The organism is Pseudomonas putida (genome assembly GCF_026625125.1).
Taxonomy (GTDB): domain Bacteria; phylum Pseudomonadota; class Gammaproteobacteria; order Pseudomonadales; family Pseudomonadaceae; genus Aquipseudomonas; species Aquipseudomonas putida_X.
Genome location: NZ_CP113097.1, coordinates 814,691 through 839,089, shown reverse-complemented (window position 1 = coordinate 839,089; position 24,399 = coordinate 814,691). Strand labels below are relative to the sequence as shown.

General features: G+C 61.6%; 19 protein-coding genes. 10 read left to right on the top strand and 9 right to left on the bottom strand.

From position 1 onward, the window contains the following. The first annotated feature begins 4 nt into the window (after positions 1 to 4). The 9 genes from OSW16_RS03835 to OSW16_RS03795 all read left to right on the top strand — a co-directional run bounded on the left by OSW16_RS03835 (position 5) and on the right by OSW16_RS03795 (position 13,775). Entirely contained in the window at positions 5 to 1,444 is a 1,440-nt protein-coding gene (locus OSW16_RS03835) for a sigma-54-dependent transcriptional regulator (RefSeq protein WP_267820868.1), read from the top strand. A gap of 741 nt (positions 1,445 to 2,185) precedes the next feature. After that, positions 2,186 to 3,574 carry a polynucleotide adenylyltransferase PcnB gene (locus tag OSW16_RS03830; RefSeq protein ID WP_241803832.1) on the top strand — a complete coding sequence of 463 codons (1,389 nt, stop codon included), beginning with the start codon at positions 2,186 to 2,188 and terminating at the stop codon, positions 3,572 to 3,574. Then, on the top strand, positions 3,571 to 4,050 hold the full coding sequence (gene folK, locus OSW16_RS03825; protein ID WP_241803833.1) for a 2-amino-4-hydroxy-6-hydroxymethyldihydropteridine diphosphokinase: 480 nt from the start codon (positions 3,571 to 3,573) through the stop codon (positions 4,048 to 4,050). Before OSW16_RS03830 ends, folK begins: the two co-directional genes overlap by 4 nt. 262 nt (positions 4,051 to 4,312) lie before the next feature. Continuing rightward, entirely contained in the window at positions 4,313 to 5,113 is an 801-nt protein-coding gene (panB, locus tag OSW16_RS03820) for a 3-methyl-2-oxobutanoate hydroxymethyltransferase (RefSeq protein WP_267820866.1), read from the top strand. Then, positions 5,110 to 5,973: a pantoate--beta-alanine ligase gene (gene panC / locus OSW16_RS03815; protein ID WP_267820864.1), complete on the top strand. Its 864-nt coding sequence runs from the start codon at positions 5,110 to 5,112 to the stop codon at positions 5,971 to 5,973. The genes panB and panC overlap by 4 nt, the downstream gene beginning before the upstream one ends. Before the next feature lie 144 nt (positions 5,974 to 6,117). Then, on the top strand, positions 6,118 to 7,782 hold the full coding sequence (pgi, locus tag OSW16_RS03810; RefSeq protein WP_267820862.1) for a glucose-6-phosphate isomerase: 1,665 nt from the start codon (positions 6,118 to 6,120) through the stop codon (positions 7,780 to 7,782). Between the two features lie 129 nt (positions 7,783 to 7,911). Continuing rightward, a complete protein-coding gene (gene acs, locus OSW16_RS03805; RefSeq protein ID WP_267820860.1) occupies positions 7,912 to 9,846 on the top strand; it encodes an acetate--CoA ligase in 1,935 nt (644 codons plus the stop codon). Between the two features lie 42 nt (positions 9,847 to 9,888). After that, positions 9,889 to 10,758, top strand: coding sequence for an oxygenase MpaB family protein (locus OSW16_RS03800; RefSeq protein WP_267820858.1), 870 nt, complete (start codon positions 9,889 to 9,891; stop codon positions 10,756 to 10,758). 80 nt (positions 10,759 to 10,838) lie between these two features. Beyond that, positions 10,839 to 13,775, top strand: a complete 2,937-nt coding sequence (locus OSW16_RS03795; protein WP_267820855.1) for a DUF748 domain-containing protein — start codon at positions 10,839 to 10,841, stop codon at positions 13,773 to 13,775. Between the two features lie 310 nt (positions 13,776 to 14,085). Here the strand turns inward: OSW16_RS03795 and OSW16_RS03790 are convergent, their stop codons facing one another. Then, on the bottom strand, positions 14,086 to 14,499 hold the full coding sequence (locus OSW16_RS03790) for a VOC family protein (protein WP_267820853.1): 414 nt from the start codon (positions 14,497 to 14,499) through the stop codon (positions 14,086 to 14,088). Between the two features lie 59 nt (positions 14,500 to 14,558). Between OSW16_RS03790 and OSW16_RS03785 the strand changes: the two genes are divergently transcribed. Next, positions 14,559 to 14,861 (top strand): putative quinol monooxygenase, encoded by a 303-nt coding sequence (locus OSW16_RS03785; protein WP_267820849.1) that lies wholly within the window; start codon positions 14,559 to 14,561, stop codon positions 14,859 to 14,861. A gap of 77 nt (positions 14,862 to 14,938) precedes the next feature. On the opposite strand, the gene OSW16_RS03780 is transcribed toward OSW16_RS03785, so the two are convergent. The 8 genes from OSW16_RS03780 to rimP all read right to left on the bottom strand — a co-directional run bounded on the left by OSW16_RS03780 (position 14,939) and on the right by rimP (position 24,330). Further along, positions 14,939 to 15,292, bottom strand: coding sequence for a BON domain-containing protein (locus OSW16_RS03780; RefSeq protein ID WP_267820847.1), 354 nt, complete (start codon positions 15,290 to 15,292; stop codon positions 14,939 to 14,941). Positions 15,293 to 15,557: 265 nt separating this feature from the next. Next, on the bottom strand, positions 15,558 to 17,663 hold the full coding sequence (gene pnp, locus OSW16_RS03775; protein ID WP_012312657.1) for a polyribonucleotide nucleotidyltransferase: 2,106 nt from the start codon (positions 17,661 to 17,663) through the stop codon (positions 15,558 to 15,560). 250 nt (positions 17,664 to 17,913) lie between these two features. After that, positions 17,914 to 18,183 carry a 30S ribosomal protein S15 gene (gene rpsO / locus OSW16_RS03770; RefSeq protein WP_012274241.1) on the bottom strand — a complete coding sequence of 90 codons (270 nt, stop codon included), beginning with the start codon at positions 18,181 to 18,183 and terminating at the stop codon, positions 17,914 to 17,916. A 146-nt stretch (positions 18,184 to 18,329) separates the two neighbouring features. Further along, positions 18,330 to 19,247, bottom strand: coding sequence for a tRNA pseudouridine(55) synthase TruB (gene truB / locus OSW16_RS03765; protein WP_119688251.1), 918 nt, complete (start codon positions 19,245 to 19,247; stop codon positions 18,330 to 18,332). A gap of 3 nt (positions 19,248 to 19,250) precedes the next feature. Beyond that, a complete protein-coding gene (gene rbfA / locus OSW16_RS03760) occupies positions 19,251 to 19,649 on the bottom strand; it encodes a 30S ribosome-binding factor RbfA (protein WP_241803842.1) in 399 nt (132 codons plus the stop codon). 116 nt (positions 19,650 to 19,765) lie between these two features. After that, a complete protein-coding gene (infB, locus tag OSW16_RS03755) occupies positions 19,766 to 22,303 on the bottom strand; it encodes a translation initiation factor IF-2 (RefSeq protein WP_241803843.1) in 2,538 nt (845 codons plus the stop codon). 27 nt (positions 22,304 to 22,330) lie between these two features. Then, positions 22,331 to 23,812, bottom strand: coding sequence for a transcription termination factor NusA (gene nusA, locus OSW16_RS03750; RefSeq protein ID WP_241803844.1), 1,482 nt, complete (start codon positions 23,810 to 23,812; stop codon positions 22,331 to 22,333). Positions 23,813 to 23,871: 59 nt separating this feature from the next. Continuing rightward, the gene (gene rimP / locus OSW16_RS03745) at positions 23,872 to 24,330 is read right to left on the bottom strand and encodes a ribosome maturation factor RimP (protein WP_241803845.1); all 459 of its coding nucleotides are present in this window, start codon (positions 24,328 to 24,330) and stop codon (positions 23,872 to 23,874) included. Positions 24,331 to 24,399: the final 69 nt, after the last annotated feature.

Sequence of the window (24,399 nt, the reverse complement as noted above, 5' to 3'; positions counted from 1 at the left end):
ATCAATGCCGCATATTCTGATCGTCGAAGACGAAACCATCATCCGCTCGGCCTTGCGTCGCCTGCTCGAGCGGAACCAGTACCAGGTCAGCGAAGCCGGCTCGGTGCAGGAAGCCCAGGAACGCTTCAGCATTGCCACCTTCGACCTGATCGTCAGCGACCTGCGCCTGCCCGGCGCGCCGGGTACCGAGTTGATCAAGCTTGGCCAAGGCACCCCGGTGCTGATCATGACCAGTTACGCCAGCCTGCGCTCGGCGGTGGACTCGATGAAGATGGGCGCGGTGGACTACATCGCCAAGCCTTTCGACCACGACGAAATGCTCCAGGCGGTGGCGCGTATTCTGCGCGACCGGCAGAGTGCACCGGCACCCGCTCCAGTGGCCGAGCCACGCAGCAACGGCAAGGCAGCCCCTGCCGACAAAGGCGCTCCGGCATCGGCCAACGGCGAGATCGGCATCATTGGCTCGTGCCCGCCCATGCAGGACATGTACAGCAAGATCCGCAAGGTGGCGCCGACCGATTCCAATGTGCTTATCCAGGGCGAGTCCGGTACCGGTAAGGAACTGGTAGCCCGTGCCCTGCACAACCTGTCACGGCGCGCCAAAGCGCCGATGATCTCGGTGAACTGCGCGGCCATCCCCGAAACCTTGATCGAGTCGGAACTGTTCGGCCACGAAAAAGGGGCATTCACCGGTGCCAGCGCAGGGCGCGCCGGCCTGGTGGAAGCGGCAGACGGCGGCACCCTGTTCCTCGATGAGATCGGTGAACTGCCGCTGGAGGCCCAGGCCCGTCTGCTGCGCGTGTTGCAGGAGGGCGAAATCCGCCGGGTGGGTTCGGTACAGTCGCAAAAAGTCGACGTGCGCCTGATTGCCGCGACCCACCGCGACCTGAAAAACCTGGCAAAGGCTGGGCAATTCCGCGAAGACCTTTATTACCGCCTGCACGTGATCGCCCTTAAGTTGCCAGCCCTGCGTGAGCGCGGCAGTGACGTCAACGAGATCGCCAGCGCCTTCCTCGCCAGGCAGAGCGCGCGCATCGGTCGTGACGATTTGCACTTCTCGTCTGAAGCCGAGCAAGCCATTCGTCATTACAGCTGGCCGGGCAACGTGCGCGAACTGGAGAACGCCGTAGAGCGTGCGGTGATTCTGAGCGAGAGCGCGGAGATATCGGCCGAACTGCTGGGTATCGACATCGAGCTGAGCGACATGGACGATGATGACATTCTCGACAACGCGATGGCCGCGGGCGCTGCCAACAACGCCAGCCATGAGCCGACCGAGGACCTGTCGCTGGAAGACTACTTCCAGCATTTCGTGCTTGAGCACCAGGATCATATGACCGAAACCGAACTGGCCCGCAAGCTCGGCGTCAGCCGCAAGTGCCTGTGGGAGCGCCGCCAACGCCTGGGCATTCCGCGCCGCAAGAGCAACGCTACCAGCGAATGAGCGACGCCCATGGAGCGCCGCCCGCGCGGCGCTCCATCGCATGGACGCGCAACCGCCTCTGCGTGCCCCTGGTAACAATCGGCCCCCGCCAAAATCTGTTACCTAACCTTTTCGCCGTAACAGTTCCCGAGGCGTACGGTAACGAAATCTCGTCATTCCCCACCGGCCAGCCTTTCATCAAACCCGCCAAACCATTGATTTCATTGGGTTTCTCAAAGTTGGCACGCCACCTGCTATATGTTCAGTACAAGAACAATAACAAGCACTGCAACTCAGAATAAGAACAAGACGAAACGGCTCACGCACAATAAAAACAAGACGGCGGAGGCGCAGCTAACTGATTCTTTTGGAGAGGATGCGTGTTTGGGGCTTGCCCCACGACCAGGCAGAGAACAACAAAAACTGCACTAAAAAGCAGCGCCTGAACTGGTTGGATCGATTGATCAGCATGACATCAGCGGCCAAAGCAATCCGTTTGCTCTTAACCCCTGGATTGGGGGTCGTCCACAAGCTTTGAGATTTGTGGGCAGGGCACTCAACAAAAACAAGAAGCCCGGCATAAAAACAATAAGAGCACGCAACGACTTCTTGGGGAGCTTAGGCTCCCCTTGTCGTTTCTCCCCTTCTGGCAGTCCATCCTGCTACCGCCTACACCATTCCCCGAGTAAATGCTAGAATCCCCGCCCATCATGCGGCCATTCTCCTATTCTTGGCCGAACATTCCTTCACACAGTGCATCCCATGCTGAAGAAGCTGTTCCAGTCTTTCCGCCCTCCCGTACCGGGCCAGCACCACAAGCGCACCACGCCTGAGGTGATCAACAAGAGCCAACACTCGCTGCAGCGCCACCAGTTCAGCCGCCATGCGGTGAATATCGTCGAGCGCCTGCAAGGCGCGGGCTACCAGGCCTACCTGGTCGGTGGTTGCGTACGCGACCTGATGCTGGGCATCACGCCCAAGGACTTCGACGTCGCCACCAGCGCAACACCTGAGCAGGTACGTGCCGAGTTCCGCAATGCGCGCATCATCGGCCGTCGCTTCAAGCTGGTTCACGTGCATTTCGGCCGTGAAATCATCGAAGTCGCGACCTTCCGTGCCCCTCACTCCGAAGACGACCAAGGTGACAGCCACCGCTCGTCGCACAATGCCAGTGGCCGCATTCTGCGCGACAACGTATACGGCAGCCTGGAAGAGGACGCGCAACGCCGCGACTTCACCATCAACGCCCTGTACTACGACCCGGTCAGCGAACGCATCCTCGATTACGCCAACGGCGTGCATGACGTACGCAACCGCCTGCTGCGCCTGATCGGTGATCCGACGCATCGCTACCAGGAAGACCCGGTACGCATGCTGCGCGCGGTGCGTTTCGCCGCCAAGCTCGACTTCGGCATCGAAAAGCACACTTACCAGCCGATCCGCGGCCTGGCGCCGCTGCTGCGCGAAATCCCGCCTGCGCGGCTATTCGAGGAGTGCCTCAAGCTGTTCCTGTCCGGGCAAGGCGCGATCGTCTTCGAGATGCTGGTAGACCTGGCGTTGTTCGAGCCGCTGTTCCCGGCCAGTGCGCATGCACTGGAAGAGCGCCCGACCTACACCCATACCCTGATCAGCCAGGCCCTGAGCAACACTGACCTGCGTATCAAGCAAGGCAAACCGGTGACCCCGGCCTTCCTGTTCGCCGCCCTGCTCTGGCCAGCACTGCCAAGCCGCGTTCTGCACCTGCAAAACCAGGGCGTGCCGCCGATCCCGGCGATGAATGGCGCAGCCCACGACCTGATTGCCGAACAGTGTGCACGCATTGCCATTCCAAAGCGTTTCACCCTGCCCATCCGCGAGATCTGGGACATGCAGGAGCGCCTGCCGCGCCGCAGCGGCAAACGTGCCGACGTGCTGCTCGACAACCCACGCTTCCGCGCCGGCTACGATTTCCTCCTGCTGCGTGAGAGCGCAGGCGAAGAAACCGATGACCTCGGCCAGTGGTGGACCGATTACCAGGACGCCAACGACGCCGAGCGCCGCGAGATGATCCGCGAGCTGGGCAGCCGCGATGAAGGCACCGGCGCCGGCCCACGCAAGCGCAAGCGCAGCTCCAGCAAGCGTAAACGTGGTGGCGATGAGGCGTTCGAGTGACCACTCGCGCCTACATCGGCCTTGGTAGCAACCTGGATGCGCCTGCCGAGCAACTGGGCAACGCCCTGCAGGCGCTGGACCGGGTGGCGAACACCCGCCTGGTGGCGGCGTCTGCCCTGTACACCAGCGACTCCCTGCTGCCTGGCCAGCCGCGTTACACCAACGCCGTCGCTGCCCTGGACACCTCGCTCGCCCCCCTGGACCTGCTGGACGCCCTGCAAGCCATCGAAAACGAACAGGGCCGTGTGCGCAAGGAACGCTGGGGCCCACGCACGCTCGACCTGGACATCTTGCTGTTCGGCGACCACGTCATCGATGTGCCACGCCTGCAGGTGCCGCACTACCACATGCATGCCCGCCCCTTCGTGCTGTACCCACTGGCCGAGCTGGTGGCAGACGATTTTCACCTGGCCGACGGGCGCCCGCTTGCCCAGTTGCTCCAAGCCTGCCCGTTCGTTGGCCTGGAACGCCTGTAGCCCAGGCGCTGCGGCCCTTCTCCAAGGGCGGTAACGCCAGTAACACCCTGTTAGTAACAATGCGGTAACAGGGTGATTGACTTCCCCCACCTCGCTCACGACTATAGGCGTCCCGTGTGGCACCAAAGTGCCGCATACCCGTATTTAGGCCCGGACGGACCTGTGCCCCGAACATCACGCGCGATGATGTGCCGCTCCGGAAGATGACTACACGCGTTGTTGGCGGTCGTTTTTCACAGCGCCTGAACGAGGATTTTCCTACATGCCTGACGTAACCCTGACCACCCTGCACGGCCTCAAGGCCAAGGGTGAAAAGATCACCATGCTGACCTGCTACGACGCCACCTTTGCCAAGGCTGCCAGCCAGGCCGGCGTCGAAGTGTTGCTGGTGGGCGACTCCCTGGGGATGGTCCTGCAGGGCCATGACAGCACGCTGCCCGTCACCACGGCGGAAATGGCCTACCACACCGCCTGCGTCAAACGCGGCAACGAGGGTGCGCTGATTCTTGCCGACCTGCCGTTCATGGCCCACGCCACCCCCGAGCAGGCCTTCGCCAACTGCGCCATGCTGATGCAGGCTGGCGCCCACATGATCAAGCTTGAAGGCGCTGCGTGGCTGGCCGAGACCATTCGCCTGCTGGCCGAGCGCGGCGTGCCGGTGTGCGCGCACATGGGCCTGACCCCGCAAACCGTCAACGTTCTGGGCGGTTATAAAGTGCAGGGGCGCCAGGAAGCCCAGGCGCGGCAGATGCGCGCTGATGCCATCGCGCTGGAACAGGCCGGCGCCGCCATGCTGCTGCTCGAATGCGTACCTGCCGAACTGGCCGCCGAGATTACCCAGGCCGTGAGTATCCCGGTGATCGGCATCGGTGCCGGCAGCGCTACCGACGGCCAGGTGCTGGTCCTGCACGACATGCTGGGCTTGTCCCTGAGCGGCCGGGTGCCGAAGTTCGTGAAAAACTTCATGGTCGGCCAGCCAGACATCGCGAGCGCACTTGCCGCCTACGTCAAGGCGGTCAAAGACGTGAGCTTCCCAGCGAGTGAGCACGGATTCAGCGCATGAACACAGTCAATACCGTCCGTGAACTGCGCGCGGCCATCGCTCGCGCCCGTGGCGAGGGCAAGCGTATCGGCTTCGTGCCAACCATGGGCAACCTGCACAGCGGCCATGCTGCGCTGGTGACCAAAGCGGCCCAACGTGCCGACTTCGTCGTTGCCAGCATCTTCGTCAACCCGCTTCAGTTCGGCGCCAACGAAGACCTCGACAAGTACCCTCGCACCCTTGCCGCCGATCAGGAGCGCCTGCTCCAGGCGGGTTGCGATCTGCTGTTCGCCCCTACTGTGGAAGAGATGTACCCAGACGGCATGGCCGTGCAGACCCGCGTCAGCGTGCCGAACCTCTCCGAAGGCCTGTGTGGCGCAAGCCGTCCGGGGCATTTCGAGGGCGTAGCGACCGTGGTCAGCAAGCTGTTCAACATGGTGCAGCCTGATCTCGCGGTATTCGGCGAAAAGGACTACCAGCAACTGGCAGTGATTCGCGCCATGGTGCGCGACCTGAACATGCCGATCCAGATCATCGGCGAGCCGACCGTGCGCGCCGAAGATGGCCTGGCGCTGTCGTCACGCAATGGTTACCTGACGGCCGAACAGCGGGCTACCGCGCCGGTGGTCTACCGCACGCTCAAGCACATCGGGGACGCCATCAGCCGTGGCCAACGCGACTTTGCCGCGCTGGTTGCCGAGGGCCAGGATCAGCTGGCAGCAGCCGGCCTGCGCCCGGACTACCTGCAGGTACGCCATGCGCTGACCCTTCGCCCAGCGATGATCGACGACCGTGACCTGGTGATTCTGGTTGCCGCCTACCTGGGGAACACGCGGCTTATCGACAACCTTTATGTGCACCTGGACGAACCGACCGCGTGACGCCGAGGGGCTGCACTGCAGCCCCAAATTCCCCTCCCCGCCCCATTCCCTGCGCGCAACCAATGCCTATAATGATGGCCTGCCTGAACCTGGCCATGACGCCCCTGTCCAAGGCCACACCTACGCAACAAGGAATTCTGCGCAATGGCGTATTACCGGACACCCCATGATGTTACGGCCCTGCCAGCCTGGCAGGCCCTTCAGCAGCACCGCGACGCCATGCAGGATTTCAGCATGCGCGAAGCCTTCGCCGCCGACCCCAAGCGCTTCGATGAATTCTCCCTGAGCTGCTGCGGCCTGTTCCTCGACTACTCGAAAAACCTGATCAACGAACAAAGCCGCGACCTGCTGGTGCAGTTGGCCGAACACGTCGGCCTGCAGGATGCGATCAAGTCGATGTTCAGCGGCGAAATCATCAACGCCTCCGAAGGCCGCCCGGTGCTGCACACCGCCCTGCGCCGCCCGGTGGGTGACAAGCTCAGCGTCAACGGCGTCAACGTGATGCCCGAGGTGCACAAGGTACTCAACCAGATCACTGAGCTGGTGGGGCGTATCCACGACGGGCTATGGCGTGGCTACAGTGAGAAGCCGATCACCGACGTGGTCAACATTGGCATCGGCGGCTCTTTCCTGGGCCCAGAGCTGGTTTCCGAGGCGCTGCTGCCCTACGCCCAGCGAGGCGTGCGCTGCCACTACCTGGCCAATATCGACGGCAGTGAATTCCATGAGCTGTCGGCCAACCTGCGTGCCGAAACCACCTTGTTCATCGTCTCGTCCAAGTCGTTCAACACCCTCGAGACCCTGAAGAACGCCATGGCCGCACGTACCTGGTACCTGGCCCAGGGCGGTTCGGAAGCAGAGCTGTATCGCCACTTCATCGCCGTTTCCAGCAACAAGGCTGCCGCCGTGGCCTTCGGTATCCGCGAAGAAAACATCTTCCCCATGTGGGACTGGGTCGGCGGGCGCTATTCGCTGTGGTCGGCCATCGGCCTGCCGATTGCCCTGGCCATCGGGACCGCCAACTTCAAGGAACTGCTGTCGGGTGCCTACACCATGGACCAGCACTTCCAGACCGCGCCGTTCGAGAAGAACATGCCGGTGCTGCTGGCCCTGCTGGGCGTCTGGTACGGTAATTTCTGGGGTGCCCGCAGCCACGCGATCCTCCCCTACGATCACTACCTGCGCAACATCACCAAACACCTGCAGCAGCTGGACATGGAATCCAACGGCAAGAGCGTGCTGACCGACGGTACGCCAGTGAAGACCGATACCGGCCCGGTCATCTGGGGTGGCGTCGGCTGCAATGGCCAGCACGCCTACCACCAGTTGCTGCACCAGGGCACCCAGCTGATCCCGGCCGACTTCATCGTCCCGGTGGTGAGCTTCAACCCGGTCGCCGACCACCATCAGTGGCTGTACGCCAACTGCCTGTCGCAAAGCCAGGCGCTGATGCTGGGCAAGACACGTGAAGAGGCAGAGGCCGAATTACGTCAAAAAGGCCTGAATGAAGCCGACATCGAAAAACTCGCGCCGCACAAGGTGATCCCGGGCAACCGCCCGAGCAACACCCTTGTGGTCGAACGCATCAGCCCGCGTCGCCTTGGCGCGCTGGTGGCGATGTATGAGCACAAGGTGTTCGTGCAGAGCGTGATCTGGGGTATCAACGCCTTCGACCAGTGGGGCGTGGAACTGGGCAAGGAGCTGGGCAAGGGTGTCTACCAGCGTATCGTCGGCAGCCTGGAAGACAGCGCCGAAGACGGTTCCACCCAGGGCCTGATCAACTACTTCCGCGGTCGTCACCGCGGCTGACCGATGCCGGCGTCTTCGTGGCCAGCCCGCGAAGACGCCGGCACAGGTTGAACACCTGTTCCAGCTACACTGTCCAATCGAATAGCCGTTGCAGTCCACCGCCCCGACAAGCGCAAAGGACCACCTGCCATGTTCGATATCCGCGACTATCCCCAGGCCCTGGCCGTCAGCCAGTCCGCCAGCCTCTCTTCCGACGACTACAGCCGCCTCTACCGCCAGTCGGTTGAAGACCCCGACACCTTCTGGGCAGAACAGGCCAAGCGTCTGGACTGGATCAGACCGTGGTCCAGCGTACAGCACTGCGACCTCAAGACCGGCGAAGCCCGCTGGTTCGAAGGTGGCCAACTGAACGTCAGCTACAACTGCATCGATCGCCACCTGGCCCAGCGCGGCGGGCAGACCGCCCTGTTGTGGGAAGGCGACGACCCCGCGGACTCCAAGGCCATCACCTATCAAGAGCTGCACCGCCAGGTCTGCCGCTTGGCCAATGCGCTCAAGGCACGTGGCGTGCACAAAGGCGACCGGGTATGCATCTATATGCCGATGATCCCCGAAGCCGCCTACGCCATGCTTGCCTGCACGCGCATCGGCGCGATTCACTCGGTGGTGTTCGGCGGCTTCTCGCCGGATGCGTTGCGCGACCGAATTCTCGATGCTGACTGCCGCACCGTGATCACCGCCGACGAGGGCGTGCGCGGCGGCAAACGCATCCCGCTCAAGCAGAATGTCGACAAGGCATTGGCCAGTTGCCCCGACGTCAGCAGCGTAGTGGTAGTGCGCCGTACGGGCACCGATGTCGCCTGGAGCGAAGGCCGCGACCTCTGGTACGACCAGGCGACGGAAAACGCGGGTGACGACTGCCCACCTGAACCCATGGAGGCCGAAGACCCGCTGTTCATCCTTTACACCTCCGGCAGCACCGGTAAGCCCAAGGGCGTGCTGCACACCACTGCCGGTTACCTGCTGCAGGCCGCTATGACCTTCAAGGTGGTGTTCGACTACCGTGACGGCGAGGTGTTCTGGTGCACCGCCGACGTGGGCTGGGTCACCGGCCACAGTTACATCGTCTATGGCCCGCTGGCCAACGGCGCGGTTTCACTGATGTTCGAGGGCGTTCCCAACTACCCCGACAGCTCCCGGTTCTGGCAGGTGGTGGACAAGCACAAGGTCAATATCTTCTATACCGCACCCACCGCCCTGCGCGCACTGATGCGTGAAGGCTCTGGCCCGTTGCAGGGCACATCGCGCAAGAGCCTGCGCCTGCTCGGTAGCGTCGGCGAGCCGATCAACCCAGAGGCGTGGGAATGGTACTTCGAGCAAGTCGGCCAAAAACGCTGCCCTATCGTCGACACCTGGTGGCAGACCGAAACCGGCGGCATCATGCTCACCCCGCTGCCCGGCACGCAGAAGCTCAAGCCCGGTTGTGCGACCCAACCCATGTTTGGTGTGCAGCCGGTGCTGCTGGATGACAAAGGCAAGCTGATCGAAGGCCCCGGCGCCGGCCTGCTGGCGATAAAGGCCAGTTGGCCGGGGCAGATCCGCAGCGTCTACGGCGACCACCAACGCATGGTAGACACCTACTTCAAACCCATGCCCGGCTATTACTTCACCGGCGACGGCGCCCGCCGCGATGCCGATGGCGATTACTGGATCACTGGCCGCATCGATGATGTGATCAACGTTTCCGGTCACCGCATCGGCACCGCCGAAGTGGAAAGCGCCTTGGTATTGCACGAAAGCGTCGCCGAGGCCGCAGTGGTCGGTTACCCCCATGACCTCAAGGGTCAGGGTGTGTATGCCTTCGTGACGACCATGAATGGCGTGACGCCGGACGATGCCCTGCAGGCCGAACTGCTGGCACTGGTCAGCAAAGAGATCGGCAGTTTCGCCAAACCCGAGCTGATCCAGTGGGCGCCGGCCTTGCCCAAGACCCGCTCGGGCAAGATCATGCGGCGTATACTGCGCAAGATTGCCTGCAACGAGCTCGACACCCTGGGCGATACCTCGACCCTGGCTGACCCGAGCGTGGTGCAGGGGTTGATCGACAAACGCCTCAACCAATAGCCGGCGGCAGCTGTTCATGGCCGCCCTGAACGACAGGTCACCATGGAAGCCCTACGCCGCCGCATCGAAACCCAGGTCATGAGCCTCACCGGGCTGGCCCTCGGCCAGCTCGACCTGGAATCCCCCAAAGGTGACCCTGGCCTGTTCGGCCCGCACAGCATGAGCTGGCGGGTGCACGGCGATTTCCCCAGCATGCTGGTTGGCGGTATCAGCGCCCTGATGCTGCAACTGCTGCACCCGCTGGCACTGGCGGGGGTGTGGGATCACTCCAACTTTCGCCAGGACCTGCTCGGCCGCCTGCGCCGCACCAGCCAATTCATTTCGGGCACAACATTCGGCTCGACCCGTGATGCCGAATGGCTGATCGACAAGGTCCGCACCATTCACCTGCAGGTCACCGGGACATCGCCCGATGGCCGTCCATACGCTGCCAGCGACCCCGACCTGCTGACCTGGGTCCACGTGGCCGAAGTCAGCAGCTTCCTCGCCGCCCACCTGCGCTATCGCGACCCGCAGCTGTCACGTGCCGAGCAGGATAGCTATTACGATGAGATCGCCCTGATCGCCGAACGCCTCGGCGCCCGCAATGTACCCCGCTCATGCCAGCAGGTTGACGAGTACCTGCAGCGTATGCGGCCTCAATTGCACTGCGACGCGCGCAGCCTGGAAGTGATCGAGATCCTGCTTCAGGCCCCAGCCCCGAGCCGACTTGCCGAGCCGGTTGGCAGGTTGATGCTGCAAGCGGGTATCGACCTGTTGCCGGACTGGGCCCAGGAAATGCTCGGCCTGCATCAGAGCCCGCTGCAGCGGGGCATGGTCCGGTTGGGGCTGAACCGCACCGCCCCCGTGCTGCGTTGGGCCATGCGTGACGGTTCGGCGCATCGCGCCAGAAGGCGTATGGGGATCGAGTGAGTGCAAATGCCCTGCCCCCGGCGGAACCGATTTAACCTGCCATACTCCAAGCTCTCCTGCCTGGACAGACGAAGCGACACATGTACAAAGGATTGACTCGCGCCCTTGGCGCCCTGTTGGCTCTGGTGGCCCTCTACAGCCTGCTTGGCTTTCTAATCGCGCCGGGCGTTGCCCTGCGCATCGCCAACCAGCAGTTGGCGCAGTACGCCACACTGCCGGCGCACCTCGAGCGCATAGAACTCAACCCGTTCAGCCTCGAACTGACGCTGTGGGGCCTGCAGATCGGCGAACCGGGCAAGGAACAGGTAGGCTTCGAGCGGCTGTATGCCAACCTGGCGCTCGACAGCCTGTGGAGCGGCGCCCTGCACTTGCAGGCGGTCGAACTCGACAAGCCCCGCAACGAAGTGCTCTTCGCCAAGGACGGTACGCTCAACCTCACCCAGCTTTTCAAACTGCCGGCCAGCGAACCCAAAGCTGACGAGCCTGCATCGGATCCGTTCCCCTTGCGCATCGGCAGCATCAAGCTCAACGCTGGCTACCTGCATTTTGCCGACCAACGCCCAAGCGAGCCGATCGAATTCGTCTACGACGACATGAACCTGGAGCTGAAAAACCTCAGCACGCTGCCGAACGACAACGCCGACATGACGTTGGTGGCACTGGGCCCTAACGGCGGGCGCATCGACTGGAATGGCACCTTGAGCCTGGCGCCTATAGCGTCCGAAGGCACACTGAAAATCACCGACGGCAAGATGAAGCTGTTCTGGCCCTACGTTCGCGACGCCGTGCCGCTGGTGCTGGAGGACGGCGTGGTCAACTTCGACACGCACTACAGGCTCAACCTGTCCAAGCAAACCGAGCTGTTGCTGGACAACACCTCGGTACGTGTCGCGCCATTCGCCATAAAGGCGCCGGATGGCCGCCCACTGGTCCGCCTGGCGAGCCTCGATGTCAGCGAAACCCGCATCGACCTGGCCAAGCAGCTGGTGACCGTGGGCAAGATCCGCAGTGAAAAACTGGAAACCTGGGCCGCCCTGGAGCAGGACGGCCAACTCGATTGGCAAAAACTCTTCGCCAGCCAGCCGGCCAAGCCCACGCCCAAGGAAAAGGCAGAGCCGGCCGCCGCAGCACCGGCCCCCAACGACGAGGCAGCAAAGCAGCCGAGCAAGCCATGGCAAGTGCTACTCAAGGACGTTCAGCTGCGCAATTATCAGGTGCACCTGGCCGACCGCAGCCAGAAAGAGCCGGTGGCGCTGGACGTTGGGCCGCTGAACGTCGACATGCAGGGCTTCGACAGCCTCAACCAGTCGCCTTTCACCCTCAAGCTCGACACCGGCATTGGCAAGCAGGGCAAGCTGCAGGCCAGTGGCGAGGTCAACCTGGCGCCGGTCAGCGCCAGGCTCGACGTCAGCACACGCGACATCGATCTGCGTATTGCGCAGGCCTACATCAACCCGTTCATCCGCCTGGAGCTGCGTAGCGGCATGCTCGCCAGCGACCTCAAGGTCGACCTCAAAGGCACCGAGCCACTGGCCTTCACCGTGGTCGGCAAGGCGCAGGTCAACCAGTTGCACACCCTGGACACCATCAAGAACCGCGACTTCGTCAAATGGCAGCAGGTGAATGTCGACGGCCTGGCCTATGTGCACGGGGATACCCTGGCCATCGATAAGGTAACCCTCCTGCAGCCCTATGCCCGCTTCATCATCAACGAAGACCGCACCACCAACGTGGATGACCTGCTCATCCCGCAGCCTGCCGATGCCCCCGCGCCAAACGAAGCCAAGCCGGCCAGCCCCGCAGGCAGCAAGCCGCTGGGCATCCGCATCGGGCAGATCAGCATCAACGATGGCTCAGCCAACTTCGCCGACCTCACCCTCACACCTAACTTCGCCACGGCCGTCCAGCAAATGAACGGCCAGATCGGCACCATCGACAACCGTAAGCCGGCGCCAGCCAAGGTGGACATCAAGGGTAAAGTCGACCGTTACGCACCCGTTACCATCAAAGGCGCGCTCAACCCGTTCAACCCGCTGGCCAGCCTTGATATCGCCACCAGCTTCAAGCGCGTCGAGTTGACCACGCTGACGCCCTACTCCGGCAAGTTCGCGGGCTTTCGCATTCGCAAGGGCCGCCTGAACCTCGACCTGCACTACCTGATCACCAACGGCCAGCTCAAAGCCGAGAACAAAGTGGTGGTCGAACAGCTGCAACTGGGGGAAAAGGTCGATAGCCCGGACGCGGTCGACCTGCCCATTCGCTTGGCGGTCGCGCTGCTCAAGGACACCGAAGGCAAGATCTCGATCGAACTGCCGGTGACCGGCGACCTCAACAACCCGCAGTTCAGCGTCATGCCAATCGTCTGGCAGACCTTGCGTAACCTTGTACTGCGGGCGGCACAGGCACCGTTCAAATTCATCGGCGGGCTGATCGCTGGCGGCGGCTCACAAGACCTCGGCAATGTATCGTTCGCCCCAGGTTCCAGCGAGCTCAATGGCGATGCGCAATCGGCCCTGAACAAACTCGCCTCGGCGCTCAAGGAGCGCCCTGAACTGCGCCTGGAAATCGAAGGCACCAGTGCCCAGACCAGTGATGGCCCACTGCTCGCTCAGCAGCGCCTGGAGCGGGAGTATCAGGCCATCTGGTACAAGATTCTGCAACGCCGTGGCGACAAGGTCCCGGCCAACGCGTCCATGCTGGTGGTCGACGACAGCGACAAACCGGCCATGCTCGAAGGCATCTACCGCACCCGCCTGAAACAGCAACCGCCGGCCGACTGGGAACAGCTCAGCCGCGAGGAACGCACCGCCAAGCTGCGCGAGGCGGTACTCAAGTCATGGGCCGAAAGTGCCCCATTGCTGCGGACCCTGGGCCAGGAGCGGGCCAGCAGTATCAAGGACTACCTGGTCGACAAGGGCAAGCTTGAGGATGACCGGGTCTACTTCATCGATACCACGCTGGGGCAGGCTGAATCAGATGGTCGGGTGATTACGCCGTTGCACCTTGATGCTGAGTAATCCCTGCCAGCCGCACCGGCCCCATCGCCGGCAAGCCGGCTCCCACGGGTGTGGACTGCCCCCAGAAGATGGTCGGGTGATTACGCCGCTGCACCTTGATGCTGAGTAATCCCTGCCAGCTGCACCGGCCCCATCGCCGGCAAGCCGGCTCCCACCGGTGCTGCACTGCCCCCAGAAGTTGGACACCGATCCACTATCCTGGAGCAGGCCATCCTGTGGGGGCACCTGTCTTGCTCAACTTCTAAAAGCGGGCGCGGTCCCTGTGGGAGCCGGCTTGCCGGCGATGGGGCCATCACATCCACACTTGAATTCAGACCAACCGCTGCCCCGACACCGCCGGGTGGTATAGCGGCTGCACCTTGTTGCCTGCCGGGTCCAGCAAGTGGAAGCTGCGCGCGCCATCCCCATGATTGAAGGGCCGGTCCAGCAGCGTCACCCCGCAGGCCTTGAAGTACTGATACCAGGCCTCCAATTCCTCTACGCTGTCGACGATGAACCCATAGTGATCCAGCGTCTGCAGGCCATTGGCAGCGCCTGCCCCCCGCCCCAGCGACAGGTTGTCGTTACCACAGGTCAAGTAGACCAGATCCTCGTTGGCCCGATTCAATACCTCCATGCCGAGCACATCGACATAGAAGCGCTCGCATTCTTCAAGGTTGGGCACCAACAGGGCGATATGGCGCAGGCCATTGAGGCGACCGGGGCGTGCAGGTAAATCAGACATTGGCTGGCTCCATTTTTGTATACAATTCATTGTTGAATTTAAAACAAAAGGAGCCTCATGTGTACAGTCTGTTCATCAAGACACGGGTCAAGCCGGGTTGCGCCGAACTATTTCTCACTGCCATCAAGGTAAACGCTGCCGCTTCCGTTGCCACAGAACCCGGCTGCCTGGTATTCGATGTGTCACAGGATCGAGTCGACCCCGAGGTGATCTACCTCTACGAAATCTACCGCGATGACAAGGCGTACGAAGCGCATACCCAGACCGCGCACTTTCGTGAGAGCCGGCCGCTTGTGGAGCCACTGATCGCCGAGCAGGTGTGTTTCGAAGGCGATGTCGTCGCGCGCAATCCGGTGAATTGAGCGCTAATGAAAAGCCCCGGCCGAGGCCGGGGCTTTTTTGAAAGGTGGCCAGGTCCTTTTGGCCGACGGGACATTCCTTATTCGGACTTCAGACCATCAGCCATGACGCTCTTGACGCCCTTGATGTTCTTGGCGATTTTGACTGCTACGTCTTTCTGAGAATCGGTGACCTTCACGTCTGAAGACAGCGAAACCACGCCTTGGCTGGTTTCGACTTTGATGTCAGAGCCTGGCACGCCTTTTTCAGTCAACAGGTCAGCTTTGACTTTGGTGGTGATCCAAGTGTCGGAGCCTTCCTGTTGCATGTTGTCCACAGTATCGTTGGCAGCCAACATGACTGGAGCCTGAACTGGCTCTGCGGCGAACGCGCCACCAGCCATGGTCAGGGTCAGAGCGGTAGCAGTAGCGGCAGCAATGGCGAACTTCTTCATGTGAGTCACTCCTGTTTTTCGAAAGGTCTGCGCCGTATGTCCTGGCGGCAGATATGAAGGTAGTTGCACGGGCTGTGCCAGGTTTTAATCTTTTATTTTTTCCTTAAATATCAACAACTTATATAAGATTCAAACAGCGGCTGATCGTGCAAATTGCAACCTGCGAGGTAAATCTGCGTGCAAGATGCAAGTGTGCAAAAGGTTCCCGGCAGGCCATAAAAAAAGGGCCCGCTAGGGGCCCTTTTCATACAGCGTTGCTGGTCGCTTAGACGCCTGAGGCCTTGGCCGCGGCAACGTCTTTGATCGACAGTTTGATACGGCCGCGGTTATCCACGTCCAGTACCAGTACTTCGACTTCCTGACCTTCTTTGAGGATATCGGTCACTTTCTCTACGCGTGCATCGCTGAGCATGGAGATGTGCACCAGACCATCCTTGCCAGGCAGGATGTTGACGAAGGCGCCGAAGTCGACGATACGCTCGACCTTGCCCACGTAGATCTTGCCAATCTCGGCCTCGGCGGTGATGCCCAGAACGCGCTGACGCGCTGCTTCTGCAGCTTCTTTGGTTTCGCCGAAGATCTTGATCGAGCCATCGTCTTCGATATCGATCGAAGCTTTGGTCTCTTCGCAGATGGCGCGAATGGTGGCGCCGCCTTTACCGATGACGTCACGGATCTTGTCGGTGTCGATTTTCATCGCGATCATGGTCGGCGCGTTGGCCGACAGCTCGGTACGCGACTGGCCAATGATCTGGTTCATCTGGCCGAGGATGTTCAGGCGCGCTTCCAGGGCTTGGCCCAGGGCGATTTCCATGATCTCTTCGGTGATGCCGTTGATCTTGATGTCCATCTGCAGTGCGGTAACGCCTTTGGCAGTACCGGCAACCTTGAAGTCCATGTCGCCCAGGTGGTCTTCGTCACCCAGGATGTCGGTCAGGACAGCGAACTTCTCGCCTTCCTTGACCAGGCCCATGGCGATACCGGCCACCGGTGCCTTCATCGGTACACCAGCATCCATCAGTGCCAGGGAAGCACCGCAGACCGATGCCATGGAGCTGGAACCGTTGGATTCGGTGATTTCCGACACGACACGGATGGTGTACGGGAACACGTCAGCGGCAGGCAGCATGGCCTGTACCGAACGGCGGGCCAGGCGGCCGTGGCCGATTTCACGACGGCCAGCACCGCCCATACGGCCACACTCACCTACCGAGAACGGCGGGAAGTTGTAGTGCAGCATGAAGGGGTCTTTCTTCTCGCCTTCCAGGGTGTCCAGCAGCTGGGCGTCACGGGCAGTACCCAGGGTCGCGACGACCAGGGCCTGGGTTTCACCACGGGTGAACAGTGCCGAACCGTGCGTCTTCGGCAGAACGCCCACTTCGATGTTCAGCGGGCGTACGGTCTTGGTGTCACGACCATCGATACGCGGCTTGCCGTTAACGATGTTTTCGCGAACGGTGCGGTATTCGATCTCGCCGAAGATTTCTTTGACTTCGCTGGCCGAAGGCTGGCCTTCTTCGCCGGAGAACTTGGCGATCGCCTGGTCACGCAGCTCGCCCAGGCGTGCATAGCGGTCGGCCTTGACGGTGATGGTGTAGCCCTGGGAAACCGCTTCGCCGAATTCAGCGCGAATGGCGTTGAACAGCTCGGTGTTGGCAACGGCAGGTTTCCAGTCCCAGGTCGGCTTGCCGGCTTCGGCAGCCAGCTCTTTGACAGCCTGGATAACGGCCTGGAATTCGTCGTGGGCGAACAGTACAGCGCCCAGCATCTGGTCTTCGGTCAGCTCTTGAGCTTCCGATTCAACCATCAGCACGGCGTCGGAGGTACCGGCAACGACCATGTCCAGGCTCGAGGCAGCCAGTTGCTCGTAAGTCGGGTTCAGCAGGTAGCCAGTGCTTTCGTGGAAGGCAACACGGGCAGCGCCGATCGGGCCTTCGAACGGGATACCGGAGATGGCCAGGGCAGCCGAGGTACCGATCATCGCAGCGATGTCCGGATCGGTCTTCTTGCTGGTCGATACCACGGTGCAGACGACCTGGACTTCGTTCATGAAGCCTTCAGGGAACAGCGGGCGGATCGGACGGTCGATCAGGCGCGAGGTCAGCGTCTCTTTCTCGGAAGGACGGCCTTCACGCTTGAAGAAGCCACCCGGGATCTTGCCGGCGGCGTAGGTCTTTTCCTGGTAGTGGACCGACAGCGGGAAGAAGCCCTTGCCTGGATCGGCCTGCTTGGCACCGACTACGGTCACCAGCACGGTGACATCGTTGTCGACGGTAACCAGCACGGCGCCGGTTGCCTGACGGGCAATGCGGCCCGTTTCGAGAGTAACGGTCGATTGACCGAACTGGAATTTCTTGATTACCGGGTTCACGGTTTCCTACCTTTTTTCAGTGGCTCTGGGGGAACTGGTTTCTTGCGAATTCTTGGGCAGAACAGGGAATCGGCCCCATTGACCGTCCAGATACAACACGAGGCTGGGAGCCTGGCGCCGGGCGGAAAAACCGCTCAGCGTTGCCAGGCTGCCAACCTCGAAGATACGCGTGACGTGTCCGACGCAAACGCTGCCAAGCAGCGCTGGCGAAGCATGCGACACGCCATGCACACCACTGACCAGGCCGCTATTAGCGACGCAGGCCCAGGCGACCGATCAGGGCGCTGTAACGAGTGGTGTCTTTGCCCTTCAGGTAGTCCAGCAGCTTACGACGCTGGTTAACCATACGGATCAGGCCACGACGCGAGTGGTGGTCTTTACCGTTGGCCTTGAAGTGGCCTTGCAGCTTGTTGATGTTCGCGGTCAGCAGAGCGACCTGAACTTCCGGGCTACCAGTGTCACCAGCAGCTTGCTGGAAGTCGGTAACGATTTGAGCTTTTTCTTCAACGCTGAGGGCCATTTGGCTTCTCCTGATAACGGAACCCGCAAGCGGGTCCAATAGGCCAGGGACAAATCCCTGTATTAATAAAAAAGGTGTGACCGTGCCTACTGACAGCCACCCTTGTATCCGCGGGCCACAGCAAAAGCCGAAGCCCCCGGTTTCGATCATTCCGATCGAATCAGTCGACGCGGCGCAATACGCCCGTCTTCGCTCACTTCACCGATACCGATGAAACGACCATTGTGATCCTGTACCCGGACCATGCCAAATTGCGGCGCGTCCGGCGCACGTACCGCCTGGCCGTGCAGCCAGTAGAACGCGCTGTGTTCGGACAGGCCAATCAGCGGCCAGTCCTGCAGGCCACTGTCCGAAGGCATGAGGAAGCGATCGAGCGCTTCGTTACCGCCATCGGCGTGGGCCTGTTCAAGTTCTTCGAGGGTCACGGTCTGGGCCAGCTCGAAGGGCCCGGCGTGGGTCCTGCGCAGCTCGGCAACATAGGCGCCACAGCCAAGGGCCTCGCCGATATCCTCCACCAGGGTGCGGATATAGGTGCCTTTGCTGCATCCTACGCTCAGCCGTGCTCGTGTACCTTCGCACTCGAGCAACTCCAAGCGGTTAATAGTAACAGAACGCGCCTCGCGCTCCACTACCTCTCCTGCACGCGCCAGCTTGTATAGCGGCTGACCATCACGCTTGAGCGCCGAGTACATCGGCGGTATCTGGCTGATCGGGCCGCGAAAACGTGGCAGCAGCGCCTCGATGTCGGCACGACCAACGGTCACCTCACGGGTTTGCAGGACCTCGCCTTCCGCATCGGCAGTATTGGTAGTCTGCCCCAGCTGCATGACGGTTTCGTAGCCCTTGTCGGAATCGAGCAGGTACTGCGAAAACTTGGTCGCTTCGCCGAAGCACAGCGGCAGCACGCCAGTAGCCAACGGGTCGAGGCTGCCAGTGTGGCCGGCCTTTTCCGCGTTGAGCAACCAGCGCACTTTCTGCAGTGCGGCGTTGGAAGTGAAGCCAAGAGGCTTGTCCAGCAGGATGATGCCGCTGACGTTGCGGCGGATACGTTTGACCTGGGCCACCGGTTACTCCTTGGTGTCCTGCTCGTCGGTATCCTTGTGCAGGCGGTCTTCGGCCACTGCACGCTCGATCAGCGCCGACAGATGCACACCGCGGCTGACGCTTTCATCGAAATGGAAGTGCAACTGCGGCACGCTGCGCAGCTGCATGGAGCGGCCCAGGTGCAGGCGCAGGAAGCTGGCTGCGCTGTTCAGCGCCTTCAGCGACTGCTGCACGGCGTCCGGGGTTTCTTCACCCATGACGGTGATGTAGACCTTGGCGTGGCCCAGGTCGCGACTGACGTCCACGGCAGTGATCGTCACCAGGCCGACGCGTGGGTCCTTGACTTCACGGCGGATCAGCTCTGCCAGCTCACGCTGCATCTGATCACCGATACGTTGGGTACGGCTGTATTCTTTGGCCATTCTTGCTACCTGTAACGTAAAGCGGCAAACGCCCGGTCAGGCTGAAGCCTGACCGGGCGCTACCTACTGAGGGGCTGCCCACCGCCCTGGGGCGGGGGCTGAGACCCTGCTCGCCCTTAAAGGGTACGAGCAACCTGGACTTTCTCGAAGACTTCGATCTTGTCGCCGACCTTGACGTCGTTGTAGCTCTTGACGCCAATACCGCACTCCATGCCCGAACGTACTTCTGCAGCGTCGTCCTTGAAGCGACGCAGCGATTCCAGCTCGCCTTCGAAGATGACCACGTCGTCGCGCAGTACGCGGATCGGACGGTTGCGGTACACGGTACCTTCGATGACCATACAGCCAGCGATGGCGCCGAACTTCGGCGAACGGAACACGTCACGCACTTCGGCAACGCCCAGGATGTTCTCGCGGACATCGCTGCCGAGCATGCCGGTCAGGGCCTTCTTGACGTCTTCGATGATGTCGTAGATCACGTTGTAGTAACGCATATCCAGACCTTCCTGCTCGACGATCTTGCGCGCACCGGCATCGGCACGCACGTTGAAGCCGAACAGCACCGCATTGGACGCCAGCGCCAGGTTGGCATCGCTCTCGGTGATACCACCGACGCCGCCACCGATCACGCGAACCTGAACTTCGTCGTTGCCCAAGCCGCCGAGCGAACCCTGCAGCGCTTCCAGGGAACCGCGCACGTCGGTCTTGAGGACGATGTTGAGGGTCTTCTTCTCTTCCTGACCCATGGTCTCGAAGATGTTTTCCAGCTTGCCGGCGTGAGCACGAGCCAGCTTGACCTCGCGGTACTTGCCCTGACGGAACAGAGCAACTTCGCGGGCTTTCTTCTCGTCGGCGACCACGGACAGCTCGTCACCGGCTTCCGGGGTGCCATCCAGGCCAAGAATCTCGACCGGGATAGACGGGCCGGCTTCCTTAACAGGCTTGCCGTTCTCGTCCAGCATGGCACGCACGCGGCCATAGTTGGAGCCGCACAGGACCATGTCGCCCTGACGCAGGGTACCGTCCTGAACCAGGATGGTAGCCACCGGGCCGCGGCCCTTGTCCAGGCGCGATTCAACCACCACACCACGACCAGGCGCGGTCGGAGTGGCCGTCAACTCAAGTACTTCGGCCTGCAGCAGTACGGCTTCGAGCAGTTCGTCGACACCGGTACCCATCTTCGCCGAAACCTTGACGAACGGCGTGTCACCACCCCATTCCTCGGAGGTCACGCCTTCGACGGACAGCTCGTTACGGATGCGATCGAGGTCTGCACCAGGCTTGTCGATCTTGTTCACCGCAACCACCAGCGGGACGCCAGCTGCCTTGGCATGCTGAACGGCTTCACGGGTCTGTGGCATCACGCCGTCGTCCGCCGCCACCACCAGGATGACAATGTCGGTCGCCTTGGCACCACGGGCACGCATCTGAGTGAACGCAGCGTGGCCTGGGGTATCGAGGAAGGTGACCATGCCGCGGTCGGTTTCCACGTGGTAGGCACCGATGTGCTGGGTGATACCACCGGCTTCGCCAGCGGCAACCTTGGCACGACGGATATAGTCGAGCAGCGAGGTCTTGCCATGGTCAACGTGACCCATGACGGTAACCACCGGTGCACGCGACTCGGCCTGGCCTTCGAACTTCAGCGACTCGGCCAGGGAATCTTCCAGGGCGGTATCGCTGACCAGGGTGACCTTGTGGCCCAGCTCTTCTGCGATCAGCTGAGCGGTTTCCTGGTCGAGCACCTGGTTGATGGTGACCGGAGTACCCATCTTGAACATGAACTTGACGACTTCAGCGGCCTTGACCGACATCTGCTGCGCAAGCTCAGAGACCGTGATGGTCTCGCCGATGGTCACGTCACGGATGACCGGACCCGTCGGGTTCTGGAAGCCATGCTGGTTGCGCTTCTTCAGCTTGCCCTTGCCACCACGACCACGGCGCGCGCCATCGCTCTCTTCGTCGGTGGTGCGCGGAGCGGCACGAGGGGTCGGAGCCTTTTCCTTCTCCTTCACCTTGACCTTGATCGATACACGTGGCGCCTCGCCACGGCGACGATCGTCATCGCGGGTGCGGCTTTCGTTGCGACGGGTCTCGTCCTTCTTGCGCTCGGCAGCACGGGCTGCAGCGTCTTCGGAAGCAGGCGCGTCAGCGACGACCGGTGCGGGTGCCGGAGCTGCAGCTGGAGCGGCGGGTGCCGGCTCGGCCTTGGCAGCTGGGGCAGCGGCAGCAGTGGCGTTCGCGTGGCGACGAGCCTGCTCTTCGTTGCGCTGGCGAACGTCGGCGTCGACCTTGTCACGCGCGGCGTTTTCAGCCGCACGGCGCTCGTCCTGCTCACGTTTCTGCTCAGCCTGAATTTCTTCAGGGCTGCGCTGAACGAATACTTTCTTCTTGCGTACTTCTACGCTGATGCTTTTGCTACCGGCGACACGCAGGGTGCTGGTGGTCTTGCGCTGCAAGGTAATCTTGCGCGGCTCTTCCGCCTTGCTCTTGTGGCTGCTCTTCAAATGGGTCAGCAGAGTCTGCTTCTCATTGTCGGTCACTACCTGACCGGCGTCGGTGTGCGGCAGACCTGCCTCACGCATCTGCTGCAGCAGGCGCTCTACCGGTGCCTCGACCTCTTGGGCCAGTTCTTTCACCGTGACTTGCGTCATGCACTTCTCTCCTCAGGCCGCGCCTAATTACTCGAACCAGTGGGCTCGGGCGGCCATGATCAACTTGCCGGCACGCTCTTCGTCGATGCCGTCGATGTCGAGCAGGTCGTCAATCGACTGCTCGGCCAGGTCTTCGCGGTTAACCACGCCGCGCACCGCCAGTTCCGCCGCCAGGTCCTTGTCCATGCCCTCAAGGGAGAGCAGGTCTTCGGCCGGATGGGCGTCTGCCAGTTTTTCTTCGGTAGCGATGGCCTTGGTCAACAAACGGTCCTTGGCTCGAGCGCGGAGCTCATTGACGATTTCCTCGTCAAAGCCATCGATGTTGAGCATTTCTTCCAACGGTACGTAGGCAATTTCTTCGAGGCTGGTAAAGCCTTCGTCGACCAGCACTTGGGCCAGCTCCTCGTCGACTTCCAGTTCCTCGATGAAGTTGCGCAGGATGTCACCGGTTTCCGCCTGCTGCTTGGCCTGGATATCCTTCTCGGTCATCACGTTCAGGGTCCAGCCGGTCAACTGACTGGCCAGGCGAACGTTCTGACCACCACGGCCAATGGCCTGGGCCAGGTTGTCCTCGGCAACGGCGATGTCCATGGCATGGGCATCTTCGTCAACGATGATCGCCGCGACTTCAGCCGGCGACATGGCGTTGATGACAAATTGCGCCGGGTTCTCGTCCCACAGGACGATATCCACACGCTCGCCACCCAGCTCGCCGGATACGGCCTGGACGCGCGAACCGCGCATGCCGATACAGGCACCCTGCGGGTCGATGCGCTTGTCCTTGGAGCGGACGGCGATCTTGGCACGCGAACCCGGATCACGGGAAGCGGCCATGACTTCGATGAGGCCTTCGGCGATTTCCGGCACTTCGATGCGGAACAGTTCGATCAGCATCTGTGGCGCGGTGCGCGACAGGATCAGCTGCGGACCGCGGTTCTCGGTGCGGATTTCCTTGAGCAGCGCACGCAAGCGCACGCTGACCCGGAAGGTCTCACGTGGAATGATGTCTTCGCGAGCCAGCAGCGCCTCGGCGTTGTTGCCCAGGTCGACGATGACGTTGTCGCGGGTAACCTTTTTGACAGTGCCGGAGATGATCTCGCCAACGCGTTCGCGGTAGGCATCGACCACCTGGGCGCGCTCGGCCTCACGGACCTTCTGCACGATGACCTGCTTGGCGGTCTGGGCGGCGATACGACCGAATTCGATGGACTCGATCTTCTCCTCGATCACGTCACCCACTTTGGCTTCAGGGTGAGTTTCGTGAATCTTGGCCAGCCAGGTCTCGATCGCCGGATCGTCCAGATCGGCTTCGTCGACCACGGTCCAGCGACGGAAGGTCTCGTAGCTACCGGTGTGGCGGTTGATTTCCACACGCAGATCGACTTCGTCTTCAAAACGTTTTTTGGTTGCAGTGGCCAGAGCCACTTCCAGCGCTTCGAAAATGACGCCGGGCGGTACACCTTTTTCGTTGGATACCGATTCAACAACCAGCAGTACTTCTTTGCTCATCGTACGCCTCGCCTTGCGCAAGCCATTGGGCCCGGATAGTCCGCCGGGCCCGGCACGTCTCAGTCAAAACTGGGAATAATATTGGCCTTGTCGATCGAATCGATCGGCAACAGAAACTCGTGAGTGTCCACCTGGACCACCACATCCTGCTCCTCCACACCGCGGAGAAGGCCCTGGAAGTTACGACGACCTTCGAAGGGCGTACGCAGCTTGATCTTCACTTGTTCGCCGGCATGCGAGGCAAACTGTTCCAGCGTGAACAGCGGGCGATCCATGCCTGGAGAGGACACCTCAAGGGTATATTCACTGCTGATCGGATCTTCCACATCAAGAATGGCGCTGGCCTGACGGCTGACCGCTTCACAGTCCTCCACCAGGATGCCGCCTTCCTTGTCGATATAGATGCGCAGTACCGAATGCTTACCCTGGGAAACGTACTCGATCCCCCAGCATTGATAGCCCAGACCCTCGACCACCGGGGCCAACAAGGCCTGCAACTGTTCTAGCTTGCTCGACACCTGAACCCCCTCGTGCATGCTGTGCAAATAAAAAATGGGCGAAGCGCCCATCCCTGAAAGCGCCGTTGG

Excerpts from the sequence above, each read along its gene's own strand:
- OSW16_RS03835 (WP_267820868.1), top strand. The coding sequence starts at position 5 with ATGCCGCATATTCTGATCGTCGAAGACGAAACCATCATCCGCTCGGCC.
- OSW16_RS03830 (WP_241803832.1), top strand. The coding sequence starts at position 2,186 with ATGCTGAAGAAGCTGTTCCAGTCTTTCCGCCCTCCCGTACCGGGCCAG.
- panB (WP_267820866.1), top strand. The coding sequence starts at position 4,313 with ATGCCTGACGTAACCCTGACCACCCTGCACGGCCTCAAGGCCAAGGGT.
- panC (WP_267820864.1), top strand. The coding sequence starts at position 5,110 with ATGAACACAGTCAATACCGTCCGTGAACTGCGCGCGGCCATCGCTCGC.
- pgi (WP_267820862.1), top strand. The coding sequence starts at position 6,118 with ATGGCGTATTACCGGACACCCCATGATGTTACGGCCCTGCCAGCCTGG.
- acs (WP_267820860.1), top strand. The coding sequence starts at position 7,912 with ATGTTCGATATCCGCGACTATCCCCAGGCCCTGGCCGTCAGCCAGTCC.
- OSW16_RS03800 (WP_267820858.1), top strand. The coding sequence starts at position 9,889 with ATGGAAGCCCTACGCCGCCGCATCGAAACCCAGGTCATGAGCCTCACC.
- OSW16_RS03795 (WP_267820855.1), top strand. The coding sequence starts at position 10,839 with ATGTACAAAGGATTGACTCGCGCCCTTGGCGCCCTGTTGGCTCTGGTG.
- OSW16_RS03790 (WP_267820853.1), bottom strand. The coding sequence starts at position 14,499 with ATGTCTGATTTACCTGCACGCCCCGGTCGCCTCAATGGCCTGCGCCAT.
- OSW16_RS03780 (WP_267820847.1), bottom strand. The coding sequence starts at position 15,292 with ATGAAGAAGTTCGCCATTGCTGCCGCTACTGCTACCGCTCTGACCCTG.
- rpsO (WP_012274241.1), bottom strand. The coding sequence starts at position 18,183 with ATGGCCCTCAGCGTTGAAGAAAAAGCTCAAATCGTTACCGACTTCCAG.
- rbfA (WP_241803842.1), bottom strand. The coding sequence starts at position 19,649 with ATGGCCAAAGAATACAGCCGTACCCAACGTATCGGTGATCAGATGCAG.
- infB (WP_241803843.1), bottom strand. The coding sequence starts at position 22,303 with ATGACGCAAGTCACGGTGAAAGAACTGGCCCAAGAGGTCGAGGCACCG.
- nusA (WP_241803844.1), bottom strand. The coding sequence starts at position 23,812 with ATGAGCAAAGAAGTACTGCTGGTTGTTGAATCGGTATCCAACGAAAAA.